This window comes from Alloalcanivorax marinus, assembly GCF_016785095.1.
Lineage (GTDB): Bacteria > Pseudomonadota > Gammaproteobacteria > Pseudomonadales > Alcanivoracaceae > Alloalcanivorax > Alloalcanivorax marinus_A.
On record NZ_JAEKJB010000011.1, the window covers coordinates 303,614 to 324,595 of the forward strand.

The following is a 20,982-nucleotide window of genomic DNA, read 5'->3' on the forward strand; positions in this document are numbered from 1 at the left end:
GTTCCCCGCCGTTGGTCGCGGCGCTCACTCTACTCCGGCGCCAGGGGGGGGTGGAAGAGCGCCGCTGGCCGTTAAAGACTGTAAATCCGTGAAGTGTCCGGGGCGCGGTCGGGGCCCGTATGCGGTCAAATAGGAGGGAAACATCAAGGAGGACCCATGCGTTACTGCACCGTCTTGCTCGCGGCGCTGGTCGCTCTGAGCGGTTGTGACTCGTCGCCCCTGGGCAAGGCTGCCCCGGGTAATAGCGGCGCGCGTAGCACCGCCGTAGCGTCCGGCGCGCCCCAGGCTCGATATGAGAATCTGGATTATGGCATCGCGCTGAGCTACCCGAAGGAAGAGGCGGAGCGCAGCAAGGACCGCGATGATTACTTCGACGAGGGAGGCTGGCGGCTGGGCGCGGGCCCGGACGCTCCGGGCGCGGCCTTATTGGTATTGCGGCTGAAGGGCTCGGATGAAATCCGCGCTGGCGAGTTGCGCCTGGGCGCCAGCCGCGACGAGGCGGCCCTGGCCACCTGCACCGAGCCCGATCCTTGGGCGCGGCGTGGCAGCGTCGGCGAGGCCCACTTGGATGGCGTTATCTTCACCACCTTCCAGGGCGGTGATGCCGCCATGAACCACTATCGCAAGGTGCACGCCTACCGGGCCGTGCACCGTGGCGTGTGCTACGCCATCGATCTGGTGGTGCAGGGCAGCAACGGCCAGGTGTATGACCCGCCCCGGGAGGCGCCGTTCAGCGAAACCCGCGCGTTCGGTGATCTGCAGGCCCTGGTGGACGGCACGCGCTTCATCGAGCGGGCTCCTTGACCCGGAACCAGGCCGCGTACAGCGCCGGCAGGAACAGCAACGTCAACGCCGTGGCCACGATCAGCCCGCCCATGATCGCCACCGCCATGGGCCCGAAGAAGTCGCTGCGCGACAGCGGAATCATCGCCAGCACCGCGGTCAGGGCGGTGAGAGCGATGGGGCGGAAGCGGCGTACCGTGGAATCGATGATCGCATCCCACTGGCTATGTCCCTGTTCGATGTCCTGCTCGATCTGGTCCACCAGGATCACCGAGTTGCGCATGATCATGCCGGCCAGGGCGATGGTACCGAGCATCGCCACGAAGCCGAACGGCTCGCCGAACAGCAGCAGGAACACGGTCACCCCGATCAGCCCCAGGGGCGCGGTGAGGAACACCATGGTGGCCAGCGAGAAGCTGCGCAGCTGCAGCATCAGCAGCGTTACCACCACCAGGATGAACAGCGGCATGCCGGCATTCACCGAGGCCTGGCCCCGGGCGGATTCCTCCACCGTGCCGCCGACTTCCAGCAGATAGCCCGGCGGCAGGTTGTCGCGGATACCGGCCAGGTCCGGCCAGATCCGCTGCACCAGGGTGGCGGGCTGCTCGTCGCCGTAGATGTCGGCGCGCACGGTGATGGTGGGCAGCCTGTTACGGTGCCAGATCACCCCTTCCTCGAAGCCGTATTCCAGGGTCGCCACCTGATTGAGCGGCACGCTGCGGCCGGATTCGGTCTGCACCGCCAGGTTGCCGAGCTGGCCCAGCGCATGGCGCTCGCGGCGGTCGCCGCGCACTTCCACGTCGATCAGCTCGTTGTCTTCCCGGTACTGGCTCACCACCACGCCGGACAGGGAGCTCTGCAGGGCCCGGGACAGGTCGGCGCTGTTCACGCCCAGCGCCCGGGCGCGGGCCTGGTCGATGTTCAGGCGAACCACCTTGCTGGGTTCCTCCCAGTCCAGGTGCACATTGGTGACCTCCGGATTCCCGCGCACCTTGGCGGCCACCGAGCGGGCGATGGCGCGCACCTCGGGAATGTGCTCGCCGGACACCCGGAACTGGATCGGGTAGCCCACCGGCGGGCCGTTCTCCAGCCGCGATACCCGGCTGCGCAGGGTCGGGAATTGATCGTGCAGGGCGTCGATCAGCCAGGCGCGTACTTCCTCGCGCTCCTGGATATCGCGGGTCAGCACCACGAACTGGGCGAAGCTGGCCGCTGGCAGTTGCTGGTCCAGTGGCAGGTAGAAGCGCGGTGACCCGGAGCCGATGTAGGCCACGTAATTCTCGATCTTGTCGTTACCGGCGATCATCTTCTCCAGACGTCGGGCCTGCTCCTCGGTGGCCGCCAGAGAGGCGCCCTCGTGGAGCTTCAGGTCCACCATCAGCTCCAGCCGCGCCGAAGGCGGGAAGAACTGCTGCGGTACCAGCCGGAACAACGCCACCGCGCCGAGGAAGATCAGCACCGTGGAAACGATCACCGTCTTGCGGTACCGCACGCACCACAGCACCAGCCGCCGGAAGCGCTGATAGAAAGGTTTCTGGTAAGGGTCATGCACCTGGCCGCTGTCGTCGCGGCGTGCCAGGTTGGGCAGCAGCTTGTCGCCCAGGTAGGGCACGAACACCACCGCCGTGATCCAGGACACCAGCAACGACAGGGTCACCACCTGGAAGATCGAGCGGGTGTACTCGCCGGTGCCGGACTGCGCCGTGGCGATGGGCAGAAAGCCGGCGGCGGTGATCAGGGTACCGGTGAGCATCGGGAAGGCGGTACTGGTCCAGGCGAAGCCCGCCGCCTTGATGCGGCTGAGCCCCTGTTCCATTTTGATCGCCATCATCTCCACGGCGATGATGGCGTCGTCCACCATCAGGCCCAGGGCCAGCACCAGGGCGCCCAGGGAAATCTTGTGCAGGCCGATGTCGAAGTAATTCATCAGCGCGAAGGTCATCGCCAGCACCAGCGGAATCGACAGTGCCACCACCAGGCCGGTGCGCGCGCCCAGGGAGAAGAAGCTCACCAGCAGCACGATCACCAGCGCCTCGATCAGCACCTGCACGAACTCGCCCACGCCGTGTTCCACCGCCGCCGGCTGGTCGGACACCTTGCGCAGCTCCAGGCCGGCGGGCAGGGTTTCCTGCAGCCGCTTGAACTCCCCGTCCAGGTGCTCGCCCAGGGCGAGGATGTCGCCGCCTTCCTTCATGGACACGGCGATGCCGATGGCGTCCTCGCCCATGAAGCGCATGCGCGGCTGGGGCGGGTCGCTAAAGCCCCGGTAGACGTCGGCGATGTCGCCCAGGCGCAGGGTGCGGCCCTCGGCGCGGATCGGGAAGCGGCGGATTTCATCCACGGATTCGAACTGGCCGCTCACCCGCAGCCGCACCCGGTCGCTGGGGGTCTCGAAGAAGCCCGCCTCGGCCACCGTGTTCTGGGATTGCAGCGCCTGCTGCACCGCGCCCATGGGAATGCCCAGGGAGGCCAGCTTGGTGTTGGAGATTTCCACCCACACCTTTTCGTCCTGCAGGCCCACCAGCTCCACCTTGCCCACGTCTTCCACGCGCTGCAGAGCCAGTTGGATACGGTCGGCGTAGTCCTTCATCAGGGCATAGTCGAAGCCCGGACCGGTGAGAGCGTAGATGTTGCCGAAGGTGGTGCCGAACTCGTCATTGAAGAACGGCCCCTGAATGCCCTGGGGCAGGGTATGGCGGATGTCGCCCACCTTTTTGCGCACCTGGTACCAGAGGTCGGGAATGTCCCGGGAGTGCATGTCGTCGCGGGCCATGAACAGCACCTGGGACTGGCCCGGCCGGGAAAACGAGGTAATGCGGTCGTAATCCCCGGTTTCCATCAGCTTCTTCTCGATGCGTTCGGTGACCTGCCGCGATACTTCCTTGGCGCTGGCCCCGGGCCAGACCGTGTTCACCACCATCACCTTGAAGGTGAAGGGCGGGTCCTCGCTTTGTCCGAGCTGGGAATAGGACAGGACGCCCAGGGCACCCAGCACGATCATGGCGTACAGCACCAGGGTGCGGTTGCGCAGTGCCCATTCGGAAAGGTTGAAGCGCATGGCTTACTCCCCGTCCGTGCCGTTCAGATGCAGCGGCCGGTTTTGCCGGTCCACCGGCTGCACCGTCTGCCCCTCGCGCAGCACCTGAGTGCCGGCGGCCACCACCCAGGCGTCCATGGCCAGGCCGGCCAGCACCGGCACCCGCTCGGCGTGGTAGGCGCCGGTTTGCACCGGGGTTTTGGTCAGGGTCAGGTCGTCCGGGTTCACCACCCACACATAGGCGTCGCCGTCGTCGGCGGTGACCGCCGACAGCGGCAGGCTGAGCGCCTCGCCGTTACCGCCGTGCACCAGCACGCGGGCGCTCTGGCCCAGATCGGCGCCGACTTCGTCGTTGTCGAAGGCGACCCTTGCCTCGAAGGTGCGCGACGCCGGGTCCGCCGACGGCGCCAGCTCACGAATATGGCCTGGGAAGGTGTCGCCGGGTCGGGACCACAGTTCGATGGCCACCTCGTCGCCCACCTGGAAACGGTCGATGTCCTGTTCCGGCAGGTCGATGCGCACCTCCCGGTCGCCGTCCACCGCCAGCACGAACACGGTCTGGCCAGCGGCCACCACCTGGCCGGCCTCCGCCAGCCGTCGGGCGATGACGCCGTTATCCGGGGCTTCAAGGACCGCGTAGCCGGCCTGGTTACGGGCCACGTCCATCTGCGCCCGGGCCTGTTTGAGCTGGGCTTCGGCGGCCTGGAAGCGGCTTTCCACGCTGTCGAACTGGGAGCGGCTCACCACGCCGCGCTCCACCAGCGGCCGGTAGCGTTCCAGCTCGCTGGCGGCCAGCCGGTGGTCGGCGCGGGCGGAGGCCAGCCGGGCGCGGGCGGCATCCAGCTCCAGGCCCACGTCCTCGGCGTTCAGCTCCGCCAGGGGCTGGCCCTGCTCGACCCGGTCCCCCACGGTCACCAGCCGCCGGCTGATCTTGCCGCCGATGCGGAACGCCAGCTCCGGCTCAAAGCGGGCGCGCACCTCACCGGGAAAAATATCCATCAGGGTGTCGGCGCCTTCCGGCTGCACCACCAGGGCCGGGCGTGGCTTCACCTCGCCCTGGGGCTCCGCCGGGGAGCAGGCGGCCAGCGTCAAGGCCAGCGGCGTCAAGGCAAGCAAGAGAGGACGGAACATGGCGTGGACCCTCGGAGCGTTATTGTGGAATCACGTAAAAAAAGCGTCGGTTAGCGCATCGGCAATGCTATACTCGCCGGTATAGTAATTTTATTGAACTTACTGGTCCAGTATTTGGAAGGCCATTTGGAGCGACATGTCCGATAATGACCCCCAGACTGGCCTGCGCGGCCGGCCCAAGGACCCGGCCAAACGCCAGGCGATTCTGGATGCCGCCAAAGCCCTGTTCCTCGCCCAGGGTTTCTCGGGGACCAGCATGGATGCCGTGGCCGCCGAAGCGGGAGTCTCCAAGCTCACCGTCTACAGCCACTTCTCCGATAAGGCGACGCTGTTCGCCGCCGCCGTGGAGGCCAAGTGCCAGGGCCTGATGCCCGTTCCCATCTTTTCCCTGGAGAGCGATGACGCTCTGCCCCGGGTGCTGGAGCGCATCGGCCATGCCTTCATGGAACTGATCAACAGCGAGGAAGCCATTGGCCTGGAACGGCTGATGAACAGTCTGGCCAGCCAGGACCCGGAGATGGCCCGGCTGTTCTTCGAGGTGGGGCCGGAGCGCACCCTCAAGGACATGGAGCGCTTGCTGATCGCCGCCCGGGAGCGGGGGCTGGTGGTCCTGGACGACCCCTGGGGCGCCGCCGAGCTGTTCTTCGGCATGCTGCAAAGCTGCCGGCACATGCAGGTGCTGATTGGTTGCGCGCCGCCGCCGGGGCAGGCCGAGACCGAGGCCCATGTGCGCGAGGTGGTGCGCGTTTTCCTGCGCGGCTACGCTCCCTAGGCCCGGCGGGCCCCGGGGTCCGAAAACGGCGAGTGCCGTGGTTCGCTCCGGGGGTATCATCGGCTCATGTTCGATGACGATGTCCGCTACCGCGCCCTGAGCGCCCGGGACCCCCGCTTTGACGGCCACTTCTTCGTGGCCGTCACCTCCACCGGCGTGTACTGCCGGCCGGTGTGCCCGGCCCGGGTGCCGCGCCGGGAAAACTGCCGTTTCTACCCCAGTGCCGCCGCCGCCGAGGCGCACGGTTACCGTCCTTGTCTGCGCTGCCGCCCGGAACTGGCCCCCGGCCACGCCAGCGTGGACGCCCGTGGCCGGCTGGCGCGGGCGGCGGCGGCGCGGCTGGAAGCCGGGCCCCTGGACGAGGGCGGGCTGGCGGCCCTGGCCGTCGAACTGGGCGTCACCGATCGCCACCTGCGGCGTGTGTTCCGGGACCAGTACGGCGTTACGCCGGTGGCCTACGCCCAGACCCGGCGGCTCCTGCTGGCGAAGCAATTGCTTACCGACACCCGTCTGCCGGTGACCGAGGTGGCCCTGGCCGCCGGCTTTGGCAGCCTGCGCCGCTTCAATGCGTTGTTCCAGCAGCGCTACCGGCTCAAGCCCTCCAGCCTGCGCCGCCGGGGCGCGCGGCCCACCGATACCCTGACTTTCCTGCTCGCCTACCGGCCGCCTTATCCCTGGGCGCCGCTGGCTGATTTCCTCGGCCAGCGGGCCATTGCCGGGGTCGAACACCTTGACGGTGATGTTTACCGGCGCACCGTGGCGTTGCGTCGCGGGGAGCGCCTGCACCGGGGCTGGCTGGCGGTGACCCCGGTGGCCGGCAAGGACCAGTTACGGGTAACCCTGTCCGCCTCCCTGGCGGCGGTGGTGCCCGAGGTTCTGACCCGTCTGCGGTGGTTGTTCGATCTGGATTGCCAGCCGGAGGAAGTGGCCGGGGCCCTGGGCGAGCTGGCCCAGGGGTGGCCGGGGCTGCGCGTGCCGGGTGCCTTCGACGGTTTCGAGGCGGCGGTGCGCGCGGTGCTCGGCCAGCAAATCACGGTGCGCGCCGCCCAGACCCTGGCCGGCCGGGTGGCGTCTCGCCTGGGTGAGCCCCTGGACACGCCCTTCCCGGAACTGACCCACACCTTCCCGGAGGCGGCCACGGTGGCGGACGCCGACCCGGAAGCGCTCGGCAAGCTGGGTATCCTGCGTGCCCGGGTGGGCGCCATTCAGGCTCTGGCCCGGGCCTGCGCCGACGGCGGCCTGGTGCTGGCACCGGGGGCGCCGGTGGATGCCACCCTGGAACGGCTGCGGGCGCTGCCTGGCATCGGCGACTGGACCGCCCAGTACCTGGCCCTGCGTGCCCTGTCCTGGCCGGATGCCTTCCCGGCCTCGGATTACGGCGTGCTCAAGGCGCTGAATGAACGCTCACCGGCGCGGGCCCGGCGGCGCGCCGAGGGCTGGCGGCCCTGGCGGGCCTACGCGGTGTTGCATTTGTGGCAGCGGCTGGCGGATCAGTCCCAGTCCGCCTCGCAGGCCACCGGTGGCGCCGGGCGGTAGCGCTGATGGCGGCGGCTGTAGGCGCTCAGCGCCACCCCCGCCGCCATCACCAGGCAACTGAACGCGAACACCAGCCGGAAGCCGTCGCGCCATTCGATCAGTGGCCCGGCCAGGGCCGGCCCCAGCAACTGCCCCACGGCGTAGAACAGGGTCACGAAACTCACCGCCACCGGCGCCCGGTGGGCCGGCACGGTTTCCGTGGCCGCCGCCAACACGGTGGAGAACATGCCCGCCGCGCACAGCCCGATCAGCACGAAGTGAACGCCGAACGCCCAACTGCCCGGGTGGATCACCGGAACCAGGGTGGCCACCAGGGACAGGCCCATGGACAGCATCAGACCGCTGGCGTAGCCGAGCCGGTCGGCCAGCCAGCCCCAGGCGGGCCCGGCGAAAATCGACAACATCCCCATCGTGGAGACCAGATGCCCGGCGGTGATCGGCGGCGTGCCCGCGTCCAGGGCGAAGCTGTACATAAAGGTGGTCTGGACGATGAAGGTAAGCCCCAGTACACCGTAGATCAGCCCCACCACGATCACATGAGGATTGCGAAAAACAGGCTCGTCCGGCTCGCCCAGCGCGCTGGCGGTGTCCGGCGCCAGGGGCCGGGGCGGATTGCGCAGGAACAGGGCCACCAGCACCGTCACCGCCACGCCGCCGGCGGCGAACAGCAGCCATACCCGACGCCAGCCGTCGCCGGCGGCGGCCTCGGTGAGCGCCGGCACCAGGGCGCCGGCCAGCAGCATGCCAATGCCCACGCCGCTGTTGGTGAAGCCGATCACCGCTCCGCGCCGGTGCGGATAGGTGTTGGCCAGCAAGGAAATCAACGGGGTATAGCCGAAGGCGGTGCCGGTGCCCAGTACCACCATCAATACGATCAGCAGGGGGTAGTCGCTGGCGCGGCTGAGCCCCAGGAAACCGGCGATCACCAGTACCAGCCCGATCAGGATGGCGGTCTTGCCGCCAAAGCGCGCGGCGAACACCCCGGCCACCATCACCAGCAGCAGATAACCCAGGGCGTTGGCGGTGCTCAGGTTGGCGGCCTGCTGGTAGCTCAGGTCCAGGCCCTCGCGCATGGCCGGCAGCACCAGGCCATAGCTGAGCCGGGCGAATACCAGCAGCACCACGGTGCACAGGGCCCCGGTGGTCACCATCAGGAAGAACGGCGGGCGCCGTTGAAAGAAACGCATGGAAACCCCGGTATGTTGTTGGTGTTATGACGGCTCGGCTCAGTGTACTCCGCCGGTGTTATCGGGCATACCGATAGGTATGCAGGGGGGAATTCAGGGGTTGCGGGCCGGTCTTCCCGGTCCTGGGTGGTTATAATGCCAAGGTTCGTGTTTCAGGAGTAATGTCGATGGAACCCCCCCGTCCAGGCCGTTATCGGCACTTTAAAGGCAATGATTATCAGGTGTTGGGCACGGCCACGCACTCGGAAACCGGTGACCACCTGGTGGTCTATCGTCCCCTGTACGGAGAAGGTGGGCTGTGGGTGCGTCCCCTGGCTCAGTTCCAGGAAACCGTGTTCCGCGATGGCGTTGAGCAACCACGATTTCGATGGCTGGATGAACAGTGAGCGAGCCGGCGGCGTTGAGGCGCTCGTCCGGTCGCTGTTCCCTGACTGGCAGGCGCTGGAAAGCCTGGAGTCCCGTTTGGTGGCCAGCAGCAGCCTGAGCCGTGTGGTTTATAGCCGCCAGAGCGAGGCTTGACCGGCTGACCCCGGCCAGCAAGAGGGAAATCGCCAGGATTGAGCACTACTTCGACGGTCGCCGCTGATTCAAGGATGCAAAGCAATCGGCCAGGGCCTAAGATGCCCGTTTTGCGCGAGCCCACCGCCATGTCCCAAGCAATACCCGTCCTGCGCCTGCGGAAGAATGAAGAACGCCGCCTCAAGGCCGGCCACGACTGGATCTACGCCAACGAGGTGGACAGCGGCGAAACCCCGGTAAAGGATCTGCCCGCCGGTGCCGCCGCCCTGGTCCAGGATGCCCGTGGCAAATCCCTGGGCCGGGCGCTGCTCAGCCCCCATTCCCTGATCGTGGGCCGGCTCTACAGCCGCGACCCGGAGCAGGAGCCCAGCCGCAGTTTCTTCAAGAAACGCATCGAGCAGGCCCTGGCCCTGCGCGAGACCCTGTTTGCCGAGCCCGGCTACCGGCTGATCCACGGCGAGGCCGATGGCCTGCCCGGGCTGGTGGTGGACCGTTACCGCGATACCCTGGTGATGCAGGCCGGCACCGCTGGCATGGAGGCGCACCTGGAGACGGTGGCCTCCGCGCTGGACGCGGTCATCAACCCGGCCAATATCGTGGTGCGCAACGAGGCCGGCGTGCGCGAGCTGGAAGCCCTGCCGCTCTACACCAAGGCGCTCAAGGGCGAGGTGCCCGAGGAAGTGCATCTGCACGAGAACGGTGGCCATTTCGTGGCGCCCCTGCGAGACGGCCAGAAGACCGGCTGGTTCTTCGACCATCGTGCCGCCCGCGCGCGCATGGCGCCGCTGGCCAAGGGCGCCCGGGTGCTGGACGTGTTCGCCTACTGTGGTGGCTGGGGCGTACAGGCGGCCCTGGCCGGCGCCCGCGAGGTCACCGGCGTGGACAGCTCCGGCCTGGCGCTGGATTTCATGCACCGCAACGCGGAACTGAACGGCGTCGGCGATCGCCTGCGTACCCTGGAAGGGGACGCCCAGACCGCCATGAAGGAGCTTATCGCCGACGGCGAGAAATTCGACCTGGTGATCCTCGATCCGCCCGCCTTCATCAAGCGTCGAAAGGACTTCAAGAACGGCCTGGCCGGTTACCATGCCATCAACGAGCTGGCGGTGCGGCTGGTGAAGCCCGGTGGCTATCTGGTGTCCGCCTCCTGCTCCATGCACCTGCCGGCGGACAAGCTGCTGGACGTGGTGCGTGCCTCCGCTCGCCACATCGACCGCGCCCTACAGATCATTGGTCAGGAAGGCCAGGGGCCGGACCATCCGATCCAGCCGGCGATGCCGGAAACCGCGTATCTGAAGAGCTGGTTCGGGCGGTTGCTGTTCCGCTTCTGATTCCCGGCCGCTCCTACACCCAGACGACGACGGCGACCAGGGCCAGCACCAGGGCCGTGGCCCGCTCCACGCGGACGTGATGCCGGCGCAGGGCGGCGAGCACCGGCCCCCGGGCCAGCAGCAGCGCCACCAGGGAATACCAGGCGCCGTCGATGACCACCGCCGTGGCCGCCACCTGCACCCGGGCGGCGGTGCTCATGCCGGCATCGATGAACTGGCTGAACAACGCCAGAAAGAACAGTGCCACCTTGGGGTTGAGAAAGGCGATCAGGAAGCCGTCCCGGGCGGGGCGACCTCGGTCCTCCGGGGCGGAGGCCGGCGCCTCGCCGGCGCCACGCCAGCTCTTCCAGGCCAGCCACAGCAGGAACAGCGAGCCGGCCAGTCGGATGCCGGTTTCCAGGGACGGGAAGCGGTGCAGCACCACCGCCAGGCCGGCCACGGTGGCGGCGGCGTAAACGCCGATGCCCAGGGCGTGGGCCAGACCGGCGCGCACCCCGGCCGGTGCCGAGCCGTGCAGGGTATGGTGCAACACCACCGCCAGGCTGGCGCCTGGCGTCATCGCCCCCAGGGCACACACCCCGGCCAGCAGTAACCAGTCCTCGATCGCAAGCATGTCGTTCGTCCGTTCAGGAAGCGGGCATTGCACGCCAGGGCGCCGTTCCCGTCAACGCTTACATAAAAACACCAAACGGTTCGCCGCCGCTAAGTGGCTGTCCGCAAAGCAGTTCGCGGCGGCCCGGCGGGACCCCGTGACGGCCGCTCACGGGGCCTTGACGAAAACCGCCGGGTCCTTGACCCGGGGCTCACTCCGGCGCGTGCAGCGTCGGTCGCGGGTTCCACATGAACGGGAACGACCGCCGACCAAATCAGGAGAATAATCATGTACAGCCAGCCTCAAGGGCCAGCCAGAGACCGTGCCGGAATGCCCCGGCGCCCGGCACTCATGCCGACCCTGCTTAGCGCACTCATGGCCGCCGCCGTGCTGTTGAGCGGTTGCGGGGGCGACGACGATGACGACGACCCGGTGATGCAGGCTCCGGACCCGGCGGTGCAGGGCCAGACCGTGTTCCGCTATGAAACCTTCGGCAACCAGCGCTTCTGGACCGACGCCATGCAATTGCCCCAGGGCATCGCCGGCGCCGGCGTCACGCCGTTGCAAGCCCTGGGGCTGGGCCTGAACGTCAACGTGGGCGCGCTCAGCGACGGCACCGCCCAGGCCCTGTTGGACGCCCTGGAGCAGGTGGGCAGCGGCACTCCGCCGGAAGATACCGCCCTGGGCAGCCCCGCCGTCACCCTGTTGCTGATCAACGAGGGCGCGGTGATCGGCGTGGTGCCCTTCGATGAAAACGGTGACCGCAAGCCCCTGGGGAGCGACGCGGACTACAACGGCATGGATTCCCTGGACATCGCCGGCGGCGACAAGGTGGGGGTGACCTGCGCCCTGTGCCACGCCAAGACCGACGGCTCCGTGGTGCCGGCGGGCATGGTGGGCCCGGGCTCCGTGGGCGCGGAAACCGACGGCGTGATCGCCGGCGGCCTGGACGTGGGCGCCATCTTTGCCGCCGCCGACAACCCGCTCGCCTACCTGCCGCTGCTGCAACTGCGGTTCGACGCTCTTAACGGTGCCACCATCGGCAAGGGCGACTTCGCCGGCATCGCTTCCGGCGGTACCGGCGCCGATGCCACCGCCGCCGCCCGCACCTATCTGACCGGCACTTTCGTGGACGGCGAGGAGGAAAAACGCTACTACGGCAGCACCTCCTTCGACGCCACGCCGGACGGCATCGGCAACGCCACCTACATCCCGCCGTTCTTCCGCACCGACCTGGCCGCGCCCTGGGGGCACAGTGGCGCCTTCGCGGAACTGGAGGATTTCAACAATCTGGTCTACACCGTGGCTCTGGATCCCACCAGCCTGCTCACCGCCGATGGCCGCGCCTTCCTGAACGTGCTGGCCGGGCCAGTGGGCGACGAAATCGCCGACCGCTATGAAGCGGTGCTGCGCGACACCGGGGTGATTCCGGACGGCATGGCCGCCTCGGACGTGCTGCCCTTGGTGGACGTGGCCCGGGACGATCTGGCCGCCGGTAGCGCCGCCGGTCCGGTGGGCCGCCGCGTCAGCCAGGACAAGCTGGACGCGCTGACCGCCTACACCGATCAACTGGCCGCGCCGCCGGCGCCGGACGGCCTGGACGACCAGCTCGTCAGCCAGGGCCAGGATCTGTTCACCACCGCCCGCGGGGAGGGCGGCGCCGGCTGTGCCGGCTGCCACACCGCCAACCCCAACGAGCCGGTGGAGAACCGCATCATCGCCATCGACACCCTGTACCGGGCCTACGGCATGCCGGATGTGATCCTGGACCGCTCCGCCAACGGCCTGACGCCGATTCAGAACAGCACCGCCGGCCCGGCGCCGTCCTACGACGATTCCGTGGTGGTACTGGACGCCAGTGTGCGCGGCGAACAACGCGGCCAGGCCAAGCCCTTGCTGCTGGGTCTGAACACCAAGCTGAACTACCTGCATGATGGCTCGGTGGGTCTGGATACCCCGGCTGCCGGGCTCGAAGCCTTGCTCGACCCGGCCCGTGGCGAGAACGCGCCGCACCCGTTCTACTTCCCGGGCAGCCTCGACAATGGCGACGACCAGAACGGTCGCGACGCCCTGGTGGAGTTTCTGCTCAGCCGCACCACCACCAACTGACCGGCATTGTCATCCCCCCAAAACAGCAGGGCCTCCTTGGAGGCCCTGCTTTTCAGGTTTCCGACCACTGGCGCAGCAGGTTGTGGTAGGTGCCGGTCAGTTGCAGCACCGCCGTTTCATCGCCGCCGGTTTGCTTGAGGCGGGTGATGGCGGTGTCCATGTCGAACAGCAGGGTGCGGCGGGCGTCGTCGCGGATCATGCTCTGCACCCAGAAGAACGAGGCCAGCCGGGCTCCCCGGGTGACCGGCTGCACCTGATGCAGGCTGGACGCCGGGTACAGGATCAGGTCGCCGGCCGGCAGTTTGACCTCGTGTTCTCCGTAGGTGTCGGCGACGATCAGCTCACCACCTTCGTATTCCTCCGGCTCGCACAAAAACAGCGTGCAGGACAGGTCCGTGCGCAGCTGCTTGCCGGGGAAGCCGCCGTGGCCGGGCAGCCGCATCACCGCCCCGTCCACATGCATGCCGTAGGTGCCGCCGCCCTGATAGCGGTTGAAACGTGGCGTCAGGATCTCCACCGGCAGGGCGGCGGCGAAGAACAGCGGATGGCGCGCCAGCGCCGCCAGCACCCGTTCGGCCAGTTGTCGCCGTAACGGCGCGTTCTCCGCTAGTTGCTGGTTGTGTTTCACGGCGGCGCCCTGGGCGCCCACCGTTTCACGACCGTCCACCCATTGGTCGCTGGTTTCCAGCGCCCGGCGGATCTCCCTGACTTCCTCGGCGCCGAACACCTCGGGTACGTGCAGCAGCATAGTCGACTACATCAATAGTGCAGATTCACGGACAGCAACGCGGTGCGCGGCGTGCCCGGCGTATAACGGTAGCCACTCTTGTTGATGGCGGCCACGTATTCCTCGTCGAAGAGGTTATACACATTAAGCTGCAGGTCCACGTTGCGGTTCAACGGATAGCGGGCCATGGCGTCCGCCACCCAGTAGCCCTCGGTATGGTCCGGGGTGCCCACGGCGCCGTCGCGGCCTCGTTTCAGACCGCCGGTGTAGCGCGCGCCGGCGCCCACGGTAAGGTCGAACGGCAGCCGGTAGGTGGTCCAGCTGGTGAAGGCGTGCTTGGGGGTGTAGGTCAGCCGGCTGCCGCCGTCCTGAGCCTGAGCCGAACCTTCCTCGACGGTGGCGTTCATGGTGGTGTAGCCGGCGCTCAGGTTCCAGTTGGGCGTCAGGTTGCCGACCACGGAGACTTCCACCCCCTGCACCCGTTTTTCGCCGGTCTGGTAGTAGTTGCCGTCCGTGGGGTCCTGTTCGATCAGGTCGCTGACTTCGGTGCGGTACAGGGCGGTGGTCAGCAGAAGCTGGTTATGGGCCAGTTTCCATTTGGCGCCCACTTCGGCGGTGCGGGCTTTCTGGGGATCGTAGTCGCTGTTGTCGGCGCTGCGGTCGCTGTCGCTGAGTTGCAGGTTTTCGCCGCCCGGGGGTTGGTGGGATACCGCGTAGTCGGCGTACAGGTTCAGCCACGGAGTGGTCTTGTGCAGCACTCCGGCCTTCCAGTTGAACAGGGTATCACTGCTGTCGCTGTCCACGGACGGCACCACGGTGCCCACCGCCTGGCCGGAACAGGCCGCCGGGTCGCGGCCGCCGCCGGTGCAGGCGGAGGTGCTTTGGTAGTCCGCCTTGTAGCGGTCCAGACGGACGCCACCGTTCAGTTGCCAGTGTTCGCCGAACGTCAGGGTGTCGAACAGATAGCCGGCCACGGTGTCGGTGGTGCCTTCGCCGCCGCTGCCGTCCTTGGTGGCGCCGTAGTAGAAGTTGTCGTTCGGATCATAGAGCGAGGCGTCGGGCACGGTGGGGCGGGCCAGGCCCGAGGTCTCGATTTCCTCGCGGGTCACCTCCACGCCGTAGGACAGGGTGTGCGACACCGGCCCGGTGTCCAGCGCCGTGACCAGGCCGGTCTGGTTGGTGAGGATGGTGTTGGTCTGGTCCTTCAAATTGGGCAGGCGCCGGACCGTCCAATCCGCCGGGTCGGTGGAGCCGTTGGCGTTCACTGCCATGATCGCGGTCAGCCGGTAGTCCTGGTGGGTGCGGCCCCAGCGCAGGGTGTTGTGAAACCGGGTGTCGTCGCTCAGATCATACTCGAACAGGACCGTGGCCATATCCACGTCCACGTCGTCGTGGTCGGATTCGGCGCCATAGAAATTCTCGCTGTCCACCTTGGGGGCGTTGCTGATTTGCGGATAGGCCGGGTCCGGCGTGGTATAGCCGGGCAGGCCGACGGTGGAGACGCCGCCGTCGGGCACGTTGTTCTGGGTGATATGGAGAAAATTAAACGCCAGCCGGCCGCGATCATCGAGGTCCAGGGTCAGGGCCGGGGCGATCCCCCAGCGGCTGTTGTTGACGGTGTCGCGGCCGGCCACGTCGCTGTCCTGGCCCATCAGGTTAAGACGCCCGGCCAGGTTGTCGCCGAGCTGGCGGTTGAGATCCAGCGTCACCCGCTTCTGGCCATCGGTACCGCCGGTGAGTGAGCCGGCGTTCAGGTCACCCATGAAGGCCTGTTTGGTGGCCATGTTGATGGAGCCGGTGGGGGCGGTGCGGCCATAGTCCGCGCCGGCGGGGCCCTTGATTACCTCCACCTGCTCGGTGTTGAAGGTGTCCCTGGAGATCGATCCCAGATCGCGGACGCCATCCACGAAAATCGAACTGGAACTGTCGAAGCCGCGCATGTACACCGAATCGCCGGTGGTGCTGGCACCGTTCTCGCCGGCGTAGAAGGTGCCGACGCCGGGGCTGTTGCGCAACGCCTCGGTGAGGGTGGTGGTCTGCTGATCGCGGATCAGTTGCTTGTTGATGACCTGAATGGTGCGCGGCGTTTCCGAAACCGGCTGGGTGAATTTAGGGGTCGCCAGGCGATCACTCTTGTAATCGCCGGTGTTCGGCGATTGCACCGAGACTTCATCGAGGGTGTAGGCGCTGTTGTTGGATTCGTCGCGTAGTCCGGCGGCGCCCGCGGAAGAGGCCATCAGGCCGGTGAGGACGGCGGTGCCCAGGGTCATGCTCTGGGAAAAAGCGGTGCGTGCCACCGGGCGTTTGCGGCGGGTTATATAGGCCATGGGTCGGTTTCCAGTTCACTGCGTATCCGGGACCGTCGCGGAGCAGGCCGGACGACGGCGCGATTCAGGCTCGCGTGAACCAGGCTGGCGGGCTTTGCATGGCTGGCGGAAGATCAGCGAAACCTGCCCCGGCCCCCGATGGGCCGGGTCGGTCGCATGCTATTGCGAATAGGAATGAGGTGCAATAGCGTTTAAAAAAAGACCCAGAAGGACCGGCGCGGCGGGTTCGGCGAAGCTAGGGATGTTCGGAGAACACCCGCACGCCCTGGTCCCCGTAGAGGAAGACCTTGTAGGCGTCGCGGCGGTCGCCCATTTCCATGCCCGGGGAGCCCGCCGGCATGCCCGGCACGGTGAGGCCGTGGGCGTCCGGGCGTTCCTCCAGCAGCCGCTTCACGTCCTCGGCGGGCACGTGGCCCTCGATGGCGTAGCCGCCGATGAAGGCGGTGTGGCAGGAGCCCATGCCCGGTTTCAGGCCCGCTTTCTCCTTGATGGATTGCAGGTTCTGGGTGTTGTGGACCTCCACTTCGAAGCCGTTGTCGCGCATGTGCTCCGCCCAGGCGGTGCAGCAGCCGCAGCTCGGTGATTTGTAGACTTGCAGGCTGCCGGCGGCGGCCAGGGTACTGGTCAGCAGCAGGCCGGCGGCGATCATCAGGCGGGTCATGAAAATCTCCTTTTTTCCCTTCTTTAGTGAACGATCAGGGTGCCCTGATACATCTGCATCTGGCAGGTGAATCGGTAGGTACCCGGGTTTTCCGGCGTCAGGGTGACGGTGGTCTTCTCGCCCACCGGCAGGGTCTCGCTGACGTCCAGTTTGTGGAAGATCACCTGCTCGGCGCAGGGGCTGGGGTCGCGCCGCTCAAAACGCAGCGTCAGGGTCTCTCCGGCATTGGTTTCGATCACCGAGGGTTCGTAAACGCCGTCGCTCACGACGATGTCGATGGCGCCACCTTCCGCCCGTTTCGCCGGGCGGCCCTTGGAGGACAGCCAGAACCACCATACGATCAGGGCCATCAGCGCCAGACCGGTCACATTGATCAACAGGCTCATGAATGATCTCCCGTTTTGGCGCGCGGGCCGTGATGACCGCGGGGTTTGAAGAAACGCAGCCGGTTGGCGTTGCTGACCACGGTCACCGAACTCAGCGACATGGCGGCGCCGGCGATTACCGGGCTGAGCAGCCAGCCGGTGAAGGGGTAGAGCAGGCCGGCGGCCACCGGCACGCCCAGCGTGTTGTAAACAAAAGCGCCGAACAGGTTCTGTTTGATGTTGCGCAGGGTGGCCCGGGAAATCGCCATGGCGTCGGCGACACCGTGCAGGGAGCCACTCATCAGGGTGATGGAGGCGGACTCGATGGCCACGTCGGTGCCGGTGCCGATGGCGAAGCCCACGTCCGCCTGGGCCAGGGCCGGGGCGTCGTTGATGCCGTCGCCGACCATGGCCACCTTGCGGCCTTCCTTCTGCAGTTTTTCCACTTCGCGGGCCTTGTCCTCGGGCAGCACCTCGGCGAGCACCTCGTCGACGCCGGCCTGCTTGGCGATGGCGTCGGCGGTGGCCTGGATGTCGCCGGTGATCATCACCACCCGCACGTCCCGGTCGCGCAGCCGGGCGATGGCCTCGGCGGCGTCCGCCTTGATGCGGTCGGCCACTCCGAGCACGCCGATGACGGTGTCGTCGCGGGTCAGGAACAGGGGCGTGGCGGCCTCGTCACTGAGCTGCCGGGCCTCGTCCTCCAGACCCAGACGGATGCCTTCCTGTTCCAGCCAGCGGCGGTTGCCCAGGCGCAGCAGGGTGTCGTCCTGGCGGGCGCTGACGCCCTTGCCGTTGAGGGCGCGGAAGTCGCTCACCGGCGCTGTTTTCAGGCCGCGTTCCTCGGCGGCGTCCAGGATCGCCCGCGCCAGCGGGTGCTCGGAGCCGGCCTCCAGGCTGGCCGCCAGGCGCAGCACGGTGTCCTCATCCTGACCTTCGGCGGCGATCACCCGGGTCACGGAAGGCCGGCCCTCGGTGATGGTGCCGGTCTTGTCGAGCACCACGGTGTCCAACTCGGCGGCGGTCTGCAGGGCGGCGTCCTGGCGGATCAGGATGCCGGACTCCGCCGCCTTGCCCACCGCCACCATCACCGACATGGGCGTGGCCAGGCCCAGGGCGCAGGGGCAGGCGATGATCAGCACGGTCACCGAGGCCACCACCATGTAGGCGGCCACCGGTTGCGGGCCGAAGTTGTACCAGATCAGCGCGGTGGCCACGGCGATCAACAGAATGGTGGGCACGAACACGCTGGCCACGGTGTCCGCCAGCCGGCCGATGGGCGGCTTGGCGCCCTGGGCCTTCTTGACCAGATCGATGATGCGAGCCAGGGCGGTGTCGGCGCCCACCCGGGTGGCGCGGTACACCAGGGTGCCGCTGCCGTTCAGGGTACCGGCGGCCACGGTGTCGCCCTCGCTTTTCACCACCGGCATGGGCTCGCCGGTGAGCATGGACTGGTCCACCTCGCTGTCGCCTTCCAGCACCTCGCCGTCCACGGCGATGGTTTCACCGGGGCGCACGCGCAGCCGGTCGTCCACGCGGATGTCCTCCACCGGCACGTCGTGCTCGCCGTCGTCGTCCAGGCGGCGGGCGGTCTTGGCGCCCAGGTTGAGCAGCCGCTTCACGGCGGCGCCGGTCTTGCCCCGGGCACGCAGCTCCAGGGCCAGGCCCAGGTTCACCAGGCCGATGATCATCGGGCTGGCCTCGAAGTAGACGTGGCGGGCCATCTCCGGCAGCAGGTTGGGGGCGATCACCACCAGGGTGGAATAGCCCCAGGCGGCGCCGGTGCCCACCGCGATCAGGGTGTCCATGTTGGCGTTGTGGTGTCGGAACGCTTTCCAGGCGCCGACGAAGAAATGCCGCCCGGGCAGAGCCAGTATCAGGAAGGTGATCACCGAGACCGCGCCCCACCCCCACTGGCTGGCGCCACCGGCTTGCACGGTCATGGTGCCGCCGAACCAGCCCCACAGCATGACGGGCACGCCCACCGCCAGGGCCACGGTGGTCTGGCGCACCAGCTTGCGGTAAAGCCGGTGTTCCTGCTCCTCGCGGTCATCCTCGGCGCGGGCCGGGTCGCGCACCGGAGTGGCGTCATAACCGGCGTTTTGCACCGCCCGCACCAGGGCGTCCGGGTCGGCGGAGCCACTCACCCGGGCGGTGTGGTTGGCCAGGTTCATGCTCGCCGTGTCGACGCCGGGTACGCTTTGCAGAGCGCTCTCGATGGTGCGCACGCAGGAGGCGCAGTGGGCGCCGGTCACCGCCAGGGAAAGGTCGCGCGGTTCGCTGGCGGGTGCGTCGCTTTTCGGTGGCGCGCCATTGGCGTCACCGCCTGTCGGTTCGTCGTTGGCCGGCGGCGCTGGCCCGGGATCGTCGTCCTCGTCGGCGGCGTAACCGGCCTCGGCCAGCGCGGCGCGCAGCGCGCCCCGGTCGGCGTCGCCGTCCACGGTGACGGTCTGGTTTTGCAGGTCCACGCTCACGGCGCTGACACCGTTCAGGGGCTCCAGCGCCTTGTGGATGCTCTTCACGCAGTGCTGGCAGGTGGCGCCCTGAATGGGAAGGGTTTGCCGGCTCATGATTTACCTCCTTGGCCGTTGGTTCGGCGGATGTTGCCCAGTATCCAACCTCGGGGTAACCCCCAGGTCAAATACGGTCCCCTGGAAATAGGGCGACAATGAAAACTTTTATAAAAGCGGCGCGTAGCGCGATTCAGTCCCTGGCGTGGCAATCCTTGGGGAGCGAGTATAGGCCCACGTTTTGAGCCGCTAACATGAGCGAGGACACGGAAATGTTGAAGAAGACCCTGATTGCATCCGCCATTGCCGCCGGCACTCTGGCCAGCCTCGGTGCCCACGCGCAAAGCACCACCCCGGTGCGGGATAACGGTTTTTCCTACAGCTATGGCCAGTTCGGCTATGACCAGTGGGATTATGACCATGGCCCGGATGTGGATGTGATTACCGGCGAAGGCGCCTTCGCCTTGGACGAGCATGTCTTTCTGCGTGGCGGTCTGAGTTTCTATGACGGCGACTACGATAGCCCGGGCAGCGATGACGTGGACGGTAACCGCGCCTACGCGGGTGTCGGCTTCCATACGCCGCTGCAGCGTAACCTGGATCTGGTCGGTACCGCCGACGTGATCCGCGATGACAACGATTTCGATGATTCCGAATGGGGCTACGCGGTGCGTGGCGGCCTGCGTCATCGCACCACCGAGAGCCTGGAGCTGGCTGGCGGTGCCCTCTACGAGGACATCTATGATGGCAACTTCGGTGTTTACGGCCAGGGGCTGGTGCATCTGACCCAGGCTTGGGATGTGGGCGCCCGGGTAAGCTTCACCGACGATTCCGACAATCTCGGTCTGTTTGGTCGTTACAACTTCTAAGCGTATTCGCTCCTCGTCTCCCCCCGAGAATGCCGGCGTGGCTCCCAGCCCGCCGGCTTTTTTTGGTTCATCGCGCTTTGGCGGGGCATCGATGCGGGCGGTCTCTATCCGGGGCGCGGATCTGTGTGGGTGCCTTCCGGGATCGCTCAAGCCGTCCCTGGGCGCTCCCGTTTTTGGCATCCCTGCCAAAAAGGGTCCCGGAAGGCACCCACACAGCTCCGCTTCGAGGTAGCCGAACCGGTCCGGGTACCAACAACGATGAACCAGGGTGGGTGGTGGTGGCGGCTCCGTAGTGTGGCGTTGGCGGTTGGATGTTGCGGTAGATACCGTCTCTCCTATCCGGACTCAACCCCCGAGGGGTTGGGTCTGGAATGGGGTTTGTCGATTCAGTACGCCGAAGGCGATGTGCACCAGTTTGCGCATGGCGGCGCCGAGGGCAGACATCGGGGGCTTTCCGGCCTGACGCAATCGGGCGTAAAACGCACCCACCACCGGGTTGTGACGACTCGCGACCACCGCCGCCATA

The 20,982-nt window shown here is 67.4% G+C and carries 16 protein-coding genes and 1 pseudogene; 7 read left to right on the forward strand and 10 right to left on the reverse strand.

The window, feature by feature from the left end:
• Positions 1–156 precede the first annotated feature (156 nt).
• A complete protein-coding gene (locus JF515_RS17055) occupies positions 157–804 on the forward strand; it encodes a hypothetical protein (RefSeq protein ID WP_203105658.1) in 648 nt (215 codons plus the stop codon).
• Here JF515_RS17055 and JF515_RS17060 read toward each other — a convergent pair.
• Together JF515_RS17060 and JF515_RS17065 are read right to left on the reverse strand one after the other, a co-directional pair.
• Positions 785–3,841 carry an efflux RND transporter permease subunit gene (locus JF515_RS17060; RefSeq protein WP_203105659.1) on the reverse strand — a complete coding sequence of 1,019 codons (3,057 nt, stop codon included), beginning with the start codon at positions 3,839–3,841 and terminating at the stop codon, positions 785–787. The genes JF515_RS17055 and JF515_RS17060 overlap by 20 nt on opposite strands.
• Before the next feature lie 3 nt (positions 3,842–3,844).
• Entirely contained in the window at positions 3,845–4,951 is a 1,107-nt protein-coding gene (locus JF515_RS17065; protein WP_203105660.1) for an efflux RND transporter periplasmic adaptor subunit, read from the reverse strand.
• Between the two features lie 136 nt (positions 4,952–5,087).
• On the opposite strand from JF515_RS17065, the gene JF515_RS17070 reads away from it, so the two are divergent.
• The gene (locus JF515_RS17070; protein ID WP_203105661.1) at positions 5,088–5,723 is read left to right on the forward strand and encodes a TetR/AcrR family transcriptional regulator; all 636 of its coding nucleotides are present in this window, start codon (positions 5,088–5,090) and stop codon (positions 5,721–5,723) included.
• Between the two features lie 66 nt (positions 5,724–5,789).
• A complete protein-coding gene (alkA, locus tag JF515_RS17075) occupies positions 5,790–7,259 on the forward strand; it encodes a DNA-3-methyladenine glycosylase 2 (RefSeq protein ID WP_203105662.1) in 1,470 nt (489 codons plus the stop codon).
• Here alkA and JF515_RS17080 read toward each other — a convergent pair.
• Positions 7,214–8,446 carry an MFS transporter gene (locus tag JF515_RS17080; RefSeq protein ID WP_203105663.1) on the reverse strand — a complete coding sequence of 411 codons (1,233 nt, stop codon included), beginning with the start codon at positions 8,444–8,446 and terminating at the stop codon, positions 7,214–7,216. The genes alkA and JF515_RS17080 overlap by 46 nt on opposite strands.
• 167 nt (positions 8,447–8,613) lie before the next feature.
• Here JF515_RS17080 and JF515_RS17085 point away from each other — a divergent pair, with 167 nt between their 5' ends.
• A complete protein-coding gene (locus JF515_RS17085; protein ID WP_203105664.1) occupies positions 8,614–8,832 on the forward strand; it encodes a DUF1653 domain-containing protein in 219 nt (72 codons plus the stop codon).
• 261 nt (positions 8,833–9,093) lie between these two features.
• The gene (locus JF515_RS17090) at positions 9,094–10,296 is read left to right on the forward strand and encodes a class I SAM-dependent rRNA methyltransferase (protein ID WP_203105665.1); all 1,203 of its coding nucleotides are present in this window, start codon (positions 9,094–9,096) and stop codon (positions 10,294–10,296) included.
• 13 nt (positions 10,297–10,309) lie between these two features.
• Here JF515_RS17090 and JF515_RS17095 read toward each other — a convergent pair whose 3' ends face one another.
• Positions 10,310–10,909 (reverse strand): LysE family translocator, encoded by a 600-nt coding sequence (locus JF515_RS17095; RefSeq protein WP_203105666.1) that lies wholly within the window; start codon positions 10,907–10,909, stop codon positions 10,310–10,312.
• Positions 10,910–11,239: 330 nt separating this feature from the next.
• On the opposite strand from JF515_RS17095, the gene JF515_RS17100 reads away from it, so the two are divergent.
• The gene (locus tag JF515_RS17100) at positions 11,240–12,997 is read left to right on the forward strand and encodes a hypothetical protein (protein WP_238401138.1); all 1,758 of its coding nucleotides are present in this window, start codon (positions 11,240–11,242) and stop codon (positions 12,995–12,997) included.
• 52 nt (positions 12,998–13,049) lie between these two features.
• Here the strand turns inward: JF515_RS17100 and JF515_RS17105 are convergent, their stop codons facing one another.
• The 5 genes from JF515_RS17105 to JF515_RS17125 form a co-directional block, all read right to left on the reverse strand.
• Entirely contained in the window at positions 13,050–13,745 is a 696-nt protein-coding gene (locus JF515_RS17105) for a Fe2+-dependent dioxygenase (protein WP_203105667.1), read from the reverse strand.
• 11 nt (positions 13,746–13,756) lie between these two features.
• Entirely contained in the window at positions 13,757–16,051 is a 2,295-nt protein-coding gene (locus JF515_RS17110; protein WP_203105668.1) for a catecholate siderophore receptor Fiu, read from the reverse strand.
• 235 nt (positions 16,052–16,286) lie between these two features.
• Complete coding sequence (locus JF515_RS17115) at positions 16,287–16,712, reverse strand: DUF411 domain-containing protein (protein WP_203105669.1); 426 nt, start codon at positions 16,710–16,712, stop codon at positions 16,287–16,289.
• 23 nt (positions 16,713–16,735) lie between these two features.
• Positions 16,736–17,098: a cupredoxin domain-containing protein gene (locus JF515_RS17120; RefSeq protein WP_203105670.1), complete on the reverse strand. Its 363-nt coding sequence runs from the start codon at positions 17,096–17,098 to the stop codon at positions 16,736–16,738.
• Positions 17,095–19,647 (reverse strand): heavy metal translocating P-type ATPase, encoded by a 2,553-nt coding sequence (locus JF515_RS17125; protein ID WP_203105671.1) that lies wholly within the window; start codon positions 19,645–19,647, stop codon positions 17,095–17,097. Before JF515_RS17125 ends, JF515_RS17120 begins: the two co-directional genes overlap by 4 nt.
• Positions 19,648–19,859: 212 nt before the next feature.
• Here JF515_RS17125 and JF515_RS17130 point away from each other — a divergent pair, with 212 nt between their 5' ends.
• Positions 19,860–20,456, forward strand: coding sequence for an outer membrane beta-barrel protein (locus JF515_RS17130; protein WP_203105672.1), 597 nt, complete (start codon positions 19,860–19,862; stop codon positions 20,454–20,456).
• 345 nt (positions 20,457–20,801) lie between these two features.
• Here the strand turns inward: JF515_RS17130 and JF515_RS19500 are convergent.
• Positions 20,802–20,982: pseudogene (locus JF515_RS19500) on the reverse strand (IS110 family transposase); the annotation flags it as partial.

What these genes read in the sequence shown, in the direction of transcription:
- JF515_RS17055 (WP_203105658.1), top strand. Translation starts at nt 157, where the DNA reads ATGCGTTACTGCACCGTCTTGCTCGCGGCGCTGGTCGCTCTGAGCGGT.
- JF515_RS17060 (WP_203105659.1), bottom strand. Translation starts at nt 3,841, where the DNA reads ATGCGCTTCAACCTTTCCGAATGGGCACTGCGCAACCGCACCCTGGTG.
- JF515_RS17065 (WP_203105660.1), bottom strand. Translation starts at nt 4,951, where the DNA reads ATGTTCCGTCCTCTCTTGCTTGCCTTGACGCCGCTGGCCTTGACGCTG.
- JF515_RS17070 (WP_203105661.1), top strand. Translation starts at nt 5,088, where the DNA reads ATGTCCGATAATGACCCCCAGACTGGCCTGCGCGGCCGGCCCAAGGAC.
- alkA (WP_203105662.1), top strand. Translation starts at nt 5,790, where the DNA reads ATGTTCGATGACGATGTCCGCTACCGCGCCCTGAGCGCCCGGGACCCC.
- JF515_RS17080 (WP_203105663.1), bottom strand. Translation starts at nt 8,446, where the DNA reads ATGCGTTTCTTTCAACGGCGCCCGCCGTTCTTCCTGATGGTGACCACC.
- JF515_RS17085 (WP_203105664.1), top strand. Translation starts at nt 8,614, where the DNA reads ATGGAACCCCCCCGTCCAGGCCGTTATCGGCACTTTAAAGGCAATGAT.
- JF515_RS17090 (WP_203105665.1), top strand. Translation starts at nt 9,094, where the DNA reads ATGTCCCAAGCAATACCCGTCCTGCGCCTGCGGAAGAATGAAGAACGC.
- JF515_RS17095 (WP_203105666.1), bottom strand. Translation starts at nt 10,909, where the DNA reads ATGCTTGCGATCGAGGACTGGTTACTGCTGGCCGGGGTGTGTGCCCTG.
- JF515_RS17100 (WP_238401138.1), top strand. Translation starts at nt 11,240, where the DNA reads ATGCCGACCCTGCTTAGCGCACTCATGGCCGCCGCCGTGCTGTTGAGC.
- JF515_RS17105 (WP_203105667.1), bottom strand. Translation starts at nt 13,745, where the DNA reads ATGCTGCTGCACGTACCCGAGGTGTTCGGCGCCGAGGAAGTCAGGGAG.
- JF515_RS17110 (WP_203105668.1), bottom strand. Translation starts at nt 16,051, where the DNA reads ATGGCCTATATAACCCGCCGCAAACGCCCGGTGGCACGCACCGCTTTT.
- JF515_RS17115 (WP_203105669.1), bottom strand. Translation starts at nt 16,712, where the DNA reads ATGACCCGCCTGATGATCGCCGCCGGCCTGCTGCTGACCAGTACCCTG.
- JF515_RS17120 (WP_203105670.1), bottom strand. Translation starts at nt 17,098, where the DNA reads ATGAGCCTGTTGATCAATGTGACCGGTCTGGCGCTGATGGCCCTGATC.
- JF515_RS17125 (WP_203105671.1), bottom strand. Translation starts at nt 19,647, where the DNA reads ATGAGCCGGCAAACCCTTCCCATTCAGGGCGCCACCTGCCAGCACTGC.
- JF515_RS17130 (WP_203105672.1), top strand. Translation starts at nt 19,860, where the DNA reads ATGTTGAAGAAGACCCTGATTGCATCCGCCATTGCCGCCGGCACTCTG.